The sequence below is a fragment of the Actinomadura sp. WMMB 499 genome (assembly GCF_008824145.1).
GTDB lineage: Bacteria > Actinomycetota > Actinomycetes > Streptosporangiales > Streptosporangiaceae > Spirillospora.
On the sequence record NZ_CP044407.1, the window covers coordinates 5,435,536 to 5,447,838 of the forward strand.

14 protein-coding genes and 1 pseudogene are annotated in these 12,303 nt (G+C 71.9%); 14 read left to right on the forward strand and 1 reads right to left on the reverse strand.

What is annotated here, in order from left to right; translation table 11 throughout:
- Window positions 1–72 precede the first annotated feature (72 nt).
- From F7P10_RS24315 to F7P10_RS24345, 7 genes are all read left to right on the forward strand, one after another.
- The gene (locus F7P10_RS24315; protein WP_151012542.1) at window positions 73–711 is read left to right on the forward strand and encodes a histidine phosphatase family protein; all 639 of its coding nucleotides are present in this window, start codon (window positions 73–75) and stop codon (window positions 709–711) included.
- A gap of 52 nt (window positions 712–763) precedes the next feature.
- Window positions 764–1,348: a TlpA disulfide reductase family protein gene (locus F7P10_RS24320; RefSeq protein WP_254715989.1), complete on the forward strand. Its 585-nt coding sequence runs from the start codon at window positions 764–766 to the stop codon at window positions 1,346–1,348.
- Between the two features lie 14 nt (window positions 1,349–1,362).
- Window positions 1,363–2,097, forward strand: a complete 735-nt coding sequence (locus F7P10_RS24325) for a cytochrome c biogenesis CcdA family protein (RefSeq protein ID WP_218040133.1) — start codon at window positions 1,363–1,365, stop codon at window positions 2,095–2,097.
- 1 nt (window position 2,098) lies between these two features.
- Window positions 2,099–3,814, forward strand: a complete 1,716-nt coding sequence (locus tag F7P10_RS24330; protein ID WP_151012546.1) for a cytochrome c biogenesis protein ResB — start codon at window positions 2,099–2,101, stop codon at window positions 3,812–3,814.
- Between the two features lie 5 nt (window positions 3,815–3,819).
- Window positions 3,820–4,818, forward strand: a complete 999-nt coding sequence (gene ccsB, locus F7P10_RS24335; RefSeq protein ID WP_254715990.1) for a c-type cytochrome biogenesis protein CcsB — start codon at window positions 3,820–3,822, stop codon at window positions 4,816–4,818.
- 168 nt (window positions 4,819–4,986) lie between these two features.
- Complete coding sequence (locus F7P10_RS24340; RefSeq protein ID WP_151012547.1) at window positions 4,987–5,991, forward strand: hypothetical protein; 1,005 nt, start codon at window positions 4,987–4,989, stop codon at window positions 5,989–5,991.
- Between the two features lie 60 nt (window positions 5,992–6,051).
- On the forward strand, window positions 6,052–6,327 hold the full coding sequence (locus F7P10_RS24345; RefSeq protein ID WP_151012549.1) for a hypothetical protein: 276 nt from the start codon (window positions 6,052–6,054) through the stop codon (window positions 6,325–6,327).
- 225 nt (window positions 6,328–6,552) lie between these two features.
- On the opposite strand, the gene F7P10_RS24350 is transcribed toward F7P10_RS24345, so the two are convergent.
- Complete coding sequence (locus F7P10_RS24350) at window positions 6,553–6,756, reverse strand: BldC family transcriptional regulator (RefSeq protein ID WP_125614071.1); 204 nt, start codon at window positions 6,754–6,756, stop codon at window positions 6,553–6,555.
- 236 nt (window positions 6,757–6,992) lie between these two features.
- On the opposite strand from F7P10_RS24350, the gene F7P10_RS24355 reads away from it, so the two are divergent.
- The 7 genes and pseudogenes from F7P10_RS24355 to F7P10_RS24385 all read left to right on the forward strand — a co-directional run bounded on the left by F7P10_RS24355 (window position 6,993) and on the right by F7P10_RS24385 (window position 12,279).
- A complete protein-coding gene (locus tag F7P10_RS24355; protein ID WP_151012551.1) occupies window positions 6,993–7,958 on the forward strand; it encodes a threonine/serine dehydratase in 966 nt (321 codons plus the stop codon).
- A 44-nt stretch (window positions 7,959–8,002) separates the two neighbouring features.
- Window positions 8,003–8,230 (forward strand): DUF4229 domain-containing protein, encoded by a 228-nt coding sequence (locus F7P10_RS24360; protein ID WP_176611638.1) that lies wholly within the window; start codon window positions 8,003–8,005, stop codon window positions 8,228–8,230.
- An 85-nt stretch (window positions 8,231–8,315) separates the two neighbouring features.
- Window positions 8,316–9,017 (forward strand): demethylmenaquinone methyltransferase, encoded by a 702-nt coding sequence (locus tag F7P10_RS24365; protein WP_151012553.1) that lies wholly within the window; start codon window positions 8,316–8,318, stop codon window positions 9,015–9,017.
- 150 nt (window positions 9,018–9,167) lie between these two features.
- Window positions 9,168–10,424 carry a geranylgeranyl reductase family protein gene (locus F7P10_RS24370; RefSeq protein ID WP_151012555.1) on the forward strand — a complete coding sequence of 419 codons (1,257 nt, stop codon included), beginning with the start codon at window positions 9,168–9,170 and terminating at the stop codon, window positions 10,422–10,424.
- 199 nt (window positions 10,425–10,623) lie between these two features.
- Window positions 10,624–10,983 (forward strand): NADH-quinone oxidoreductase subunit A, encoded by a 360-nt coding sequence (locus F7P10_RS24375; protein WP_151012557.1) that lies wholly within the window; start codon window positions 10,624–10,626, stop codon window positions 10,981–10,983.
- Between the two features lies 1 nt (window position 10,984).
- Window positions 10,985–11,532, forward strand: a pseudogene (locus tag F7P10_RS24380) (NADH-quinone oxidoreductase subunit B family protein).
- Window positions 11,533–12,279 carry an NADH-quinone oxidoreductase subunit C gene (locus F7P10_RS24385; RefSeq protein WP_151012559.1) on the forward strand — a complete coding sequence of 249 codons (747 nt, stop codon included), beginning with the start codon at window positions 11,533–11,535 and terminating at the stop codon, window positions 12,277–12,279.
- Window positions 12,280–12,303: the final 24 nt, after the last annotated feature.

Sequence of the window (12,303 nt, forward strand, 5' to 3'; positions counted from 1 at the left end):
CCCGTTGAAGGAAGGCCGCCTCGCGGCCTGACGCCGAGGGTGGTGCAAGATGGCAGGTACCCTGACGTCGCCATGACTGAGAAGACGATCGTTCACCTGCTGCGGCACGGTGAGGTGCACAATCCGGGCGGAATCCTGTACGGGCGGCTGCCCGGCTACCGGCTCAGCGAGGACGGTCTCCTCATGGCCAAGGCCGCCGCGAAGTGGTTCTCCGATCGGGACGTCACGGCGCTGTTCTCGTCGCCGATGCAGCGGGCGCTGGAGACGGCGGCGCCCCTGGCGGACGCGTTCGATCTGCCGGTGACGGTGGACGACCGGCTGACGGAGGCGGACAACCACTTCGAGGGGTTGACGTTCGGGGTCGGGGCGGGGTCGCTGCGGCGGCCGGAGCACTGGCGGTACCTGCTGAACCCGTTCAAGCCGTCGTGGGGCGAGCCGTACGGGGAGCTGGCGGCGCGGATGCGCGCGGCGGTGATCCGGGCGCGGGATTCGTCGCGGGGGCACGAGGCGGTGTGCGTGAGCCACCAGTTGCCCGTCTGGGTGCTGCGGCTGCACGCGGAGCGGCGCAGGTTGTGGCATCACCCGGTGAAGCGGGAGTGCGGGCTGGCGAGTGTGACGAGCCTGACGTTCGAGGGGAACCGGCTCGTCGAGGTCGCCTACTGCGAGCCGGCCGGGGGGCTGGGCGGGGAGCCCGGTGTCGCGGGTGCCTGAGGGCGCCGGTAGATTGTTGTACTACGACCTGTAGTAGTAGGAGGGTCCGTTCGTGAACCCCCGTGTCTTCCGTGTGCGCGCCGCCGTGGCCGTCGTCGCCCTGTGCGGGCTGCTGGCGGGCTGCGCCGGGACGGACGCGTCGCAGGACGGCGCGGGCCAGAACCGGTTCGTGTCCGGCGACGGGAACGTGACCGAGTACGCGCCCGGCGACCGGAAGTCGGTCGGCGACGTCGCGGGGGAGTTCCTGGACGGGAAGGCGTTCGCGCTGGCGGACTACCGCGGCAAGGTCGTCGTGGTGAACTTCTGGGCGTCCTGGTGCGCGCCGTGCCGCGGTGAGGCGCCGTCGCTGGAGCAGGTGCACGCGGAGACGAAGGACAAGGGCGCCGAGTTCGTCGGCGTGAACTTCAAGGACTCGAAGCCGAACGCGCGGGCGTTCGAGCGCAACTTCGAGGTGTCGTACCCGAGCGTGTTCGACGCGGACGGGCGGGTGACGCTCGCGTTCCGCGAGGTGCCGCCGAACGCGATCCCGAGCACGCTCGTCCTGGACCGGCAGGGCCGGGTCGCGGCCCGGATCATCGGTGCGACGACCTACAGCAAGCTGAATCCGCTGGTCACCGACATGCTCGCGGAAAAGTGATCGCGGCGGCCGGGGTGAACGAGACGGTCGTCGGCGGCTCGCTGGTGGCCGCGGCGCCGCTGGCCGCGCTGGCCGGGCTGGTGTCGTTCGCCTCGCCGTGCGTGCTGCCGCTGGTGCCGGGCTACCTGTCGTACGTGACGGGCATGTCGGGCGCGGACCTGGCGGACGAGCGCAAGGGCCGGCTGCTCGCGGGCGTGCTGCTGTTCGTCGCGGGGTTCTCGGCGGTGTTCGTCAGCTACGGCGTCCTGTTCGGCGGCCTCGGGCGGTGGCTGCTGGAGTACCAGGAGACGATCACGCGCGTGCTGGGCGTGGTGACGATCGTGTTCGGGCTCGCGTTCATGGGGCTGATCCCGGGGCTGCAGCGGACGGTGAAGTCGGGACGGCTCCCGGCGGCGGGGCTCGCGGGGGCGCCGGTGCTGGGGGTGCTGTTCGGGATCGGCTGGACGCCGTGCATCGGCCCGACGCTGGGCGCGGTGCAGGGGCTGGCGATCACGGAGGCGAGCGCGGGACGGGGCGCGCTGCTGTCCCTCGCGTACTGCCTGGGCCTCGGGCTGCCGTTCGTGGCGGCGGCGCTGGCGTACCGGCGGGCGCTGGGCGCGTTCGGCGCGGTGAAGCGGCACTATCCGCTGGTGATGCGCGTCGGCGGCGGCATGCTGGTGCTGCTCGGGGTGCTGCTGGTCAGCGGCCTGTGGGGGGATATGACCATCGAGCTGAGGTCGTGGATCAGCGGCTTCGAACCGGTGATCTGACATGAGCGACACAGAGATCGAGAGCGGCACGGAGCCCGAGAGCGGCATGCGGGCGCCGGCGGCGCGGCAGGCGGCGCAGGACGCCCCGAAGCCGAAGGGGCTCGGCCCGCTGGGCTGGCTGCGCTGGGCGTGGCGGCAGCTGACGACGATGCGCACGGCGCTGATCCTGCTGTTCCTGGTGGCGCTCGGCTCCGTTCCGGGGTCGGTGTTCCCGCAGCGGGGGCAGGCGCCGGAGGACGTCGCGCTCTACCTGGAAGAGCACAGGACGCTCGGGCCGTGGCTCGACAGGTTCTCGATGTTCGACGTGTTCGCGGCGCCGTGGTTCGCCGCGATCTACATCCTGCTGTTCGTGTCGCTGGCGGGGTGCGTGATCCCGCGCGCCGCGAAGCACTACCGGTCGATGCGGGCGCGGCCCCCGGCGGCGCCGCGCAACCTGGGGCGGCTGCCGCAGTCGGCGTCGTTCGAGTCGGACGCGCCGGCCGAGGACGTCCTGGAGGACGCGCGCAGGGCGCTGCGGGGCAAGCGCTTCCGGGTGGACGTCTCCGGCGGCGCGGTGGCGGCGGAGAAGGGCTACCTCGGCGAGACCGGCAACCTGGTCTTCCACCTGGCGCTGCTCGCGCTGCTGTTCGCGCTCGGCCTCGGGAACCTGTTCGGCTACCGCGGCAACATCCTGCTGACCGAGGGCGACACGTTCGCGAACTCGCTCAGCCTCTACGACCAGTTCGAGCCCGGACGCGTGTTCGACTCCGACGATCTCCCGCCGTTCACCGTCCGGCTGGAGGACTTCGAGGCCGAGTACCACGAGGAGGGCGAGAGCCGGGGCCAGGCGACCGACTTCACGGCGCGGATGCACGTCCGGGAGGACCCGCGGGGCGCGGAGAAGCCGTACGACCTGAAGGTCAACCACCCGCTGACGGTCGGCGGCGCGAAGGTCTACCTGCTGAACCACGGGTACTCGCCGGTCTTCACGGTCCGGGACGCGAACGGGAACGTCGCGTTCAACGACGCGGTGCCGTTCCTGCCGATGGAGCAGCGCAACCTCACGTCCGAGGGCGTCATCAAGGCGCCGGACGCGCAGCCCGAGCAGCTCGCGTTCTACGCGATCCTGTGGCCGACGGCGGTGTCGACCGAGGACGGGAAGCAGATCGTGTCCGCGTTCCCGGCGCCGCTGCGCCCGGTCGTGACGATCAGCTCGTTCAAGGGCGACATCGGCCTGGACGAGGGCACGCCGCAGTCGGTCTACAAGCTGGAGGGCATCGGCGAGACGCTCCAGCCGATCCGGGACGGGCAGAAGGTGCTGGAGCCCGGCGACACGTTCGAGCTGCCGGACGGGGCGGGCTCGATCGAGTTCGAGGGCGTCCGGGAGTGGGCGAGCCTGTCGGTGAACCGGGACCCGGGACGGATCCCCGCGCTGGTCGCGGCGATTCTCGCGGTGGTGGGCGTCGTGGCGTCCTTCATGGTCCGGCGGCGCAGGGTGTGGGTCCGTGCGGCCGCCGGGAAGGGCGGGCGTACGGTGGTCGAGGTCGGCGGGCTCACGCTGGGCGGCCAGACCGCGGAGTTCGATGACATCGTGGCCGCGCTGCGCGGTCCCGAGCAGGACGGGTCCGGTGCGGGCCCGGATGACGGCGGACCCGACGCGGAGCCCGTGGACGACGGGCGGGGCGCCGAGCCCGACGCCGGCCGGGCGACCGGCGCGGCGGACGATTCGAAGGAGTGACGAGGGTGGGCGATGCCGACCTCGCGAATCTGAGCGACAACCTCATGCTGACCACGGTGGTGCTCTACATCATCGCGATGGTCGCGTACGCGGCCGATCTCGGTTTCGGGCGCCGCCGCAGGCTCGCCGGGGCCGAGGCCGAGGTGGAGGCCGAGAGCCGGGCGAAGGTGCTCGTCGGCGCGTCCGGCGCGGAGTCCGCCGACCCCGAGGCGCCCGGCATGCCCGCCGCCTCGGGCGGCGCGGAGGAGCCGGAGCGGACGCAGATCGAGCCGGGCCGGCTCGCGATCCTGCTGAACGTGCTCGGGTGGGGCGCTCACCTGGGCGTCCTGGTGTCGCGGGGCCTGTCGGCGAACCGCTGGCCGTGGGCGAACATGTACGAGTTCCTCACCGCGATCGCGTTCGCCGCCGTGACCGCGTTCCTCGTCGTGATGCTGCGGTACCGGGCCCGCTACCTGGGCGCGTTCGTGATGGTCGCGGCCGTCGTCGCGCTCGGCATCGCCAACATCTGGCTGTACGACGAGGTCGGCCCGGTGAGCCCCGCGCTCAACTCGTACTGGATCGCGATCCACGTCAGCGCCGCGATCGTCGCGACGGGCGCGTTCACGGTGGCGGGCGCCGCCACCATCCTGTACCTGGTCAAGGCGCGGGCCGAGGGCAGGGGGACGCTGCGCGAGCACGGCATCCTGGCCCGCATGCCGTCGGCGGACGGCCTGGACCGGCTCGCCAACGGCGTCACGATGTTCGCGTTCCCGATCTGGACGGCCGCGATCATCATGGGCGCGATCTGGGCGGACGAGGCGTGGGGCCGCTACTGGGGCTGGGACCCCAAGGAGATCTGGTCGTTCATCACCTGGGTGATCTACGCCGCGTACCTGCACGCGCGCGCGACCGCCGGGTGGAAGGGCCGCAAGGCCGCCGTTCTGGCGCTGATCGCGTTCGCCGCGCTGCTGTTCAACTTCTTCGGCGTGAACTACATGTTCTCCGGGCTGCACTCGTACGCCTGATGCCCCGGACGCCCGGTTTCGCCGTTAATTAGTCACCTGTGCACGCGTCATCCCCGAAAGTTTCCGTGACCGCCGGGGATGACGGGGTGTCGGGTTCCGGCTTACGCTTCCTCCGGGGACCCCCGCCCGCCCGAGATGTCCGCGGGTCCCTCTCGATTGAGGAGCCCGATGCGCTTCAAAGGCGTCCACCGCAAGCCCCGGGAGTTCCGGAACCGGGCGTTCTCCCGCGGCGGGCCGTTCCGCCCCGCCGACCGTGCCGCGGATCGGCGGGAGGACCCGGGCTACGCGCCGTCGCCGCCCGAGACGGGACGGCCGCGCGGGAACCAGCCCCGCGACCGGTTCGGCCGGTTCCGCAAGGCCGGACGCGACGACGGTTTCGCGCTCGGCCCCGGCGACGCCGCACCCATCGACACGGGCCTCGACACGGGCCTCGAAACGGGCGAGAGGTTCGGCGGCCGGTACGGGCGGCAGCCGGGGGCGGGGCGCCGTACCGGCGGCGACCTGTCGTGGCGGGACTTCGAACTGGACGACGCCCCGGCACGGGTGGAACCGCACCCGCCGGGCTCGCCGCACGCCGCCGACGGGCGCCGGCACTGCGGCGTCCTGGAGCGGATCCTGCACCGGCAGTGGGACGTCCGGGACGGGCCGCCCACGCCCGAGGTGATCCGTGCCGTGGAGAGCCTCGCCGGCCTGCCGGACGCGCTGAAGGAGCGGCTCGCGGCCGGGCTGGATGGGGTGTACGTGGGGCCGGGCGGCGTGCCGCAGCTCGACGACATGGGCCACCTGCGCGACCGTCCGCTCCCGTCGGGGCGGGCGACGTGGGACGTGTGCGCGGGGGCCTACGGCGACCGCAAGATCGTCGTGGGGGACCGGCCGTCCCCGACCCCGGACGTGATGCTGCACGAGGTCGGGCACGCGCTCGACGACATCGACGGCGGCACCGGCTGGACGTCGGACGGCGCGGCGTTCCGCGCGCTGTACGCGCGGTGCCGCCCGCACCTGGCGAGCGACTTCCACCGGCAGCCGGACGCGCTGGGCCGCCGCGAGTTCTTCGCGGACGCGTTCGCGGCCATCTCCTCGCGCCAGCGGCCCGCGCTCGTCGACATGCTCGGCGGGGACATCCGCACCGCGCTGGAGGTCATGCTCTTCTTCAATCGCACCTTCGGGATCTAGGGTGTGTGTTGCGCGGCACACACCAGAGGATCCCGTGATGGCAGACGATGGTGATCGACGATGTACGTGATCCGGCTCCCCGACGGCACGCTCCGGGTCCCGCACAGCGTGCTCGCCGAACCCGGCGGGGACGGGACGGGCGAGGCACTCGCCGAGGGGCGCGTCATCGCCGACGCCTACGTGGAGATCGGCCCGGACGACCCCGACTACGAGCGCCTGCTGGCGGAGTCGCTGACCGCGGAGGAGCTGGCGGAGCGGCGGCGCGGCTGGCGGGAGGGCGACGCGGAGCTGCTCCGCCGCTTCGAGGAGTGGAAGGCGGGCGAGGAGGAGGAGTAGCCGCGCGGCGCGGCGCCTCGCCCGCGCTGACCTGCGGAGAAGTCGAAACCGTGGGAATCCGGCCTGTGGAGTCGGCCTGCGAGAGGTGGTCGCCCGGGGCGACCGTCCGGAACCGGTTCCCCCGAGAACCGGCCGCCGTTCCTTCGGCGGGAGGGGCGACGGGCGCGGACCGCCGTCCCCCGCGCGGACGTCTTCGGGTCGAACGGACCCGGCCGGCGGGCCGGGTCAGTGCGCGGGGTGACTCCCCACCGGCTCCTCGCCGCGCAGCAGCGCGTGGACTTCCGACTCCCGGAAGCGGCGGTGGCCGCCGGGGGTCCGGATGCTGCTGATCCGGCCGGCCGCGGCCCAGCGGGTGACCGTTTTCGGATCGACCCGGAAGAGGGCGGCGACCTCTCCTGGGGTCAGCAGGCGCTCGCTCGTGCTCTCCACGTTTTCTCTCCCCCTTTGTCCCGCTCTCGGCGCGGGTGGACTGTTTACAGTGTGGCGGGTCAAGACCGATTTCTCCCTTGTTTTCGCAAAACATGACAGGGTGTAGTTCTGCGAGCTGGAGCGATGACGCCCGGTGACCGCGTCATGGGTCACAGGCGCCACCCCGACCCCGGTTGACCTGCCGTGTCACGGCCGTGACGTCCGCGTGAACGGGTCCGACGCAATAGTCTCCGAGGATGTCCGATCTTGTGACCCTGGCGGAGATCGAGCGCGCGGCCGAACGGCTCGCGGGTGTCACCGTCCGCACCCCGCTCGTCCCGTTTCCGGGCGGCCCCGGCGACCCGGCACTGCTGGTCAAGGCCGAGTCGCTGCAGCCGATCGGCGCGTTCAAGCTCCGCGGCGCCTACACCGCGATGACGCGGCTCCCCGAAGCCGAACGCACGCGTGGGGTGGTGACGCACTCTAGTGGCAACCACGCCCAGGCCGTGGCGTTCTCGGCCCGCGCGCTCGGAATCCGGGCCGTCCTGGTCATGCCGCACACCACCCCGGCCGTGAAGGTGGACGCGTGCGTTGCGCTCGGCGCCGAGATCGTCTACGTCGAGCCGAACTCGGCGGCGCGCGAGGAGACCGCCGGCCAGCTCGCCGCCGCGCACGGGTTCGCGCTGATCCCGCCCTACGACGACCCGCGGGTGATCGCGGGGCAGGGCACCTGCGGGCTCGAGATCGTCCAGGACCGCCCGGACACCGAGGTCGTGCTCGTCCCGGTGAGCGGCGGCGGCCTGCTCGCCGGGGTCGCCGCGGCGGTGAAGGCGCTGCGCCCGGACGCGCGGGTGTTCGGTGTCGAGCCCGAGCTGGCGGCCGACGCGCGCGACTCGTTCCACGCCGGGCACCCGGTCGGCTGGGACGCCGAGGAGACCGGACGGACGATCGCCGACGCGCTGCGCGTCCAGCGGATCGGCGCGCTGCCGTTCGCGCACATGCGCGAGCACGTGGACGGCGTCGTCACCGTCACCGAGGACGAGATCAGGCACGCGATGCGCCGCCTCGCCCGCGAGGCGCGGCTCATCGCCGAACCGGGCGGCGCGGTGGCGACCGCCGCGTACCTGTTCCACCGCGACGAGCTGCCGGAGGCGCGCACGTACGTCTCGATCCTGTCCGGCGGCAACGTGGACCCGGCCCTCTTCCAGGACGTCTACCGCTGACCTGCCGCAAGGTCGCGGGAGGGGGCCGGTAGAGTTGAGGTGCCATGAGTTCCGTAATCCTCTACACCATCGCGCGGTTCGCCATCTTCGCGGCGACGGCCGGGGTGCTCGCGCTCTTCGGCGCCCGCGGCTTCCTGCTGCTGATGCTGTCCCTGCTGGTCAGCGGCGTCATCAGCTACGTGCTGCTGTCGGCGCAGCGCGACCGCCTGTCCGCCGCGGTCGACGGCAGGTGGCGCAAGTTCCAGGCCGCCCGCACCAAGGAAGACGCCTGAGGTCCCGGCACTGAGACCCGGGCGCCCGCCCGTGTGACCGCCGGGCGCCGCGAGGGGCGCGGGGGACGCCTCTTAGGCTGGGGCCATGACCCGCGCCTCACTCGATAAGAAGCCCGCCGACGTCGCGGCGATGTTCGACGGGACCGCCGAGCGGTACGACCTGCTCAACACGTTGATGACCGGCGGTCAGGACCGCCGCTGGCGGCGCGAGGTCGTGCGGGCGCTGGACGCGCGGCCCGGCGAGCGGGTCCTCGATCTCGCGGCCGGGACCGGCACCTCGTCGGTCCCGTTCGCCGAGGCGGGCGCGTCCACGGTGGCCTGCGACTTCTCCCTCGGCATGCTGCGGGTGGGCGTGCGCAGGCAGGCCGGGACGGCGCGGCTGGGCTTCGTCGCCGGGGACGCGCTGCGGCTGCCGTTCGCGGACGCCGCGTTCGACGCCGTCACGATCTCGTTCGGCCTGCGCAACGTCGCCGACACCGGCCGGGCCCTGCGCGAGCTGCGCCGGGTGGCGCGGCCCGGCGGGCGGCTGCTGGTGTGCGAGGTCAGCCATCCTCCCAATCCGCTGCTCGCGTTCGGGCACAAGGCGCACCTGAAGGTGGGGCTGCCGCTGCTGTCACGGGTCAGCTCGAATCCCGACTCCTACCGATATCTGGCCGAATCGACGCTCGCCTGGCCGGACCAGGCGGCACTCGCACGCCTCCTCCAGGACGCCGGCTGGGAAGCCGTGCGCTGGCGGGACCTCACGTTCGGGGTGGCCGCCCTGCACCACGCGACCAACCCGGGATGACCTCCCGGGACCCCCGGACGACCGGGTGACCTCGGGACCGGTCCAAAACTGGAACGGCCCAGAAGTACCCACTGACCGTGATAAAGGAATAGACTCCCCACCGGAGACCTTGTGAAGTACTTCACAAGCGAACGAACGAAGAGGACCATCGTGACCGACTCCACCCGACACGCCGATGTCATCGTCGTCGGGGCGGGCCCCGCCGGATCGTCCACCGCGTACTGGCTCGCCCAGACCGGCCTTGACGTGCTGCTGCTGGAGAAGGCCACGTTCCCCCGCGACAAGATCTGCGGCGACGGGCTGACGCCGCGCGCCGTCCGCGCCCTGATCGGGATGGGCGTCGACCTCGACGACCCCGGCTGGGGGCGCAACAAGGGGCTGCGCATCTACGGCGGCGGCGTGAAGGTCGAGCTGCCGTGGCCGGAGCTCGCGAGCTTCCCCGACTACGGGCTCGTCCGCAAGCGCACCGACTTCGACCAGCTCCTCGCCGAGCACGCCGCGAAGGCCGGCGCCCGGCTGCTGACCGGCTGCAACGTCACCGGCCCGATCCTGGACGAGCGCACCGACCGGGCCGTCGGCGTCACCGCGAAGTACGAGGGCGAGGACGTCGAGTTCCGCGCGCCGCTGGTCGTCGCCGCCGACGGCAACTCGACCCGGCTGTCGCTCGCGATGGGCCTGCGGCGCCGCGACGACCGCCCGATGGGCGTGGCCGTCCGCCGCTACTTCCAGACCCCCCGCCACGACGACGAGTACATGGAGGCGTGGCTGGAGCTGTGGGACGGGCAGCGGCTGCTGCCCGGCTACGGCTGGGTGTTCGGGGTGGGCGACGGGACGTCCAACGTCGGGCTCGGCCTCCTCAACACCAGCAAGGCGTTCCAGAGCGTCGACTACCGGGGCATGATGCGCAGCTGGTGCGCGCAGATGCCGGAGGACTGGCAGTTCGACGAGGAGCACGCGACCGGCAAGATCCGGGGCGCGGCGCTCCCGATGGGCTTCAACCGGCAGCCGCACTACACCCGCGGGGTGCTGCTCGTCGGCGACGCCGGCGGCATGATCAACCCGTTCAACGGCGAGGGCATCGACTACGCGCTGGAATCCGGGCGGCTGGCCGCCGACATCATGGTGCAGGCCCTCGCGCGCCGCACCCCCGCGCAGCGCGAGCGGACGCTGCACGAGTACCCGCGCATCCTGAAGGACGAGCACGGCGGCTACTTCACGCTGGCCCGCGTGTTCGTGCAGGCCATCGGGGACCCGCGCGTCATGAAGTTCCTCACCGCGCACGGCCTGCCCCACCCCACGCTGATGCGGTTCACGCTGAAGCTCCTCGCGAACCTCACCGACCCCAAGGGCGGCGACGCGATGGACCGGGTCATCAACGCGATGCAGAAGGTGGCGCCGGCGGCTTGAGGTATCCGGGAGGCGCTCCATGAGCGCAAAGTTTCGGCAGGTGAGCGGGTTGTTTCGCCGTACCCGACCCCCTGAGGGGAGTGCTATTTGGTCACCTTGGCTAGGGTGACGGACCGTGCTCGTGACAGAAGTCACGAGCGTGTAAAGGGTCACGTCGCCCCGTACAGCGTCGTACGTTCCGAGGAGAGGCAGTAGAGACATGGATCTCTATGTACCGATCATTGTGCTGGGGGTGCTCGCGGCCCTCTTCGCGGTCGGCTCCGTGGCGATGGCCTCGCTCACCGGGCCGAAGCGCTGGAACCGCGCCCGCCTGGACGCCTACGAGTGCGGCATCGAGCCGACTCCGCAGCCGGTGGGCGGCGGGCGCTTCCCGATCAAGTACTACCTGACGGCAATGCTGTTCATCATCTTCGACATCGAGATCGTCTTCCTCTACCCCTGGGCCGTCGCTTTCGACCAGATGGGGATGTTCGCGCTCGTCGAGATGGTGCTTTTCATCGTCACCTTGCTCGTGGCGTACGCCTATGTGTGGCGGCGCGGCGGTCTGGAGTGGGACTGACATGGGTCTTGAAGAGAAACTGCCCAGCGGCTTCCTGCTGACCACGGTCGAGCAGGTCGCGGGATGGGCGCGGGCCGGTTCGACGTGGCCGGCGACGTTCGGGCTGGCGTGCTGCGCGATCGAGATGATGGCGGCCGGCGACCCCAAGCACGACTTCTCCCGGTGGGGGATGGAGCGTGCGGCGGGGACGCCCCGGCAGGCCGACCTGATGATCGTCGCGGGCCGGGTGAGCCAGAAGATGGCCCCGGTGCTGCGGCAGATCTACGACCAGATGACCGAGCCCAAGTGGGTCATCGCGATGGGCGTGTGCGCGTCGTCCGGCGGCATGTTCAACAACTACGCGGTCGTCCAGGGCGTCGACCACGTCGTCCCGGTGGACGTCTACCTCCCCGGCTGCCCCCGCGGCCGGAGATGCTCATCGACGCGATCCTCAAGCTGCACGACCAGATGCGCAACACCAAGCTGGGCGCGCAGCGGGCGAAGCAGATCGAGGAGCTGGAGACGGCCAAGCGCCGCCGGCTCCCTCTTCTCGGACAGGGGGCGAGCTAGGTGAGTTCGCAGAATCCGGAGCAGCAGGCCGAGCAGGCCGCGGACCGGCTCCCCGCGCACGCCGAGGACGAGCGCCGCGAGCAGCCGGTCGTCCGCACCGGCATGTTCGGCGCGAACACGACCGGCGACACCTCCGGGTACGGCGGCCTGGTCGTCCGGCAGGCGCCGAAGGTGTCGGCGCCGCGCCCCTACGGCGGGCCGTCCGGCACCGCCGAGGCCGGCGAGTTCGACGAGGTCGCCGACGCGCTGGAGCGTGCCTACCCGCGGTTCGGCGACGCGATCGAGCGCGTCGTCGTCGACCGCGGCGAGATGACGTTCTACGTGCAGCGCGAGCACCTCGCCGACGTCGCGCGGACGATGCGGGACGATCCGGCGCTGCGGTTCGAGCTGTGCTCGGGCGTCTCGGGGGTGCACTACCCCGACGACGCGGGCGCGGAGCTGCACTCGGTCGTCCACCTGCTGTCGATCACGCACAACCGGCGCGTCCGGCTGGAGACCACCTGCCCGGACGCGGACCCGCACATGCCGTCGCTCGTGCCGGTCTACCCGACGGCCGACTGGCACGAGCGGGAGACCTACGACTTCTTCGGCATCGTCTACGACGGGCATCCGGCGCTCACCCGCATCGAGATGCCCGACGACTGGGTCGGCCACCCGCAGCGCAAGGACTACCCCCTCGGCGGCATCCCCGTCGAGTACCGCGGAGCGGAGATCCCGCCTCCGGACGAGCGGAGGTCGTACACGTGAGCAGCACGAAGTACACCGAATACG

Excerpts from the sequence above, each read along its gene's own strand:
- F7P10_RS24340 (WP_151012547.1), top strand. The coding sequence starts at position 4,987 with ATGCGCTTCAAAGGCGTCCACCGCAAGCCCCGGGAGTTCCGGAACCGG.
- F7P10_RS24355 (WP_151012551.1), top strand. The coding sequence starts at position 6,993 with ATGTCCGATCTTGTGACCCTGGCGGAGATCGAGCGCGCGGCCGAACGG.
- F7P10_RS24345 (WP_151012549.1), top strand. The coding sequence starts at position 6,052 with ATGTACGTGATCCGGCTCCCCGACGGCACGCTCCGGGTCCCGCACAGC.
- F7P10_RS24375 (WP_151012557.1), top strand. The coding sequence starts at position 10,624 with ATGGATCTCTATGTACCGATCATTGTGCTGGGGGTGCTCGCGGCCCTC.
- F7P10_RS24315 (WP_151012542.1), top strand. The coding sequence starts at position 73 with ATGACTGAGAAGACGATCGTTCACCTGCTGCGGCACGGTGAGGTGCAC.
- F7P10_RS24365 (WP_151012553.1), top strand. The coding sequence starts at position 8,316 with ATGACCCGCGCCTCACTCGATAAGAAGCCCGCCGACGTCGCGGCGATG.
- F7P10_RS24330 (WP_151012546.1), top strand. The coding sequence starts at position 2,099 with ATGAGCGACACAGAGATCGAGAGCGGCACGGAGCCCGAGAGCGGCATG.
- F7P10_RS24360 (WP_176611638.1), top strand. The coding sequence starts at position 8,003 with ATGAGTTCCGTAATCCTCTACACCATCGCGCGGTTCGCCATCTTCGCG.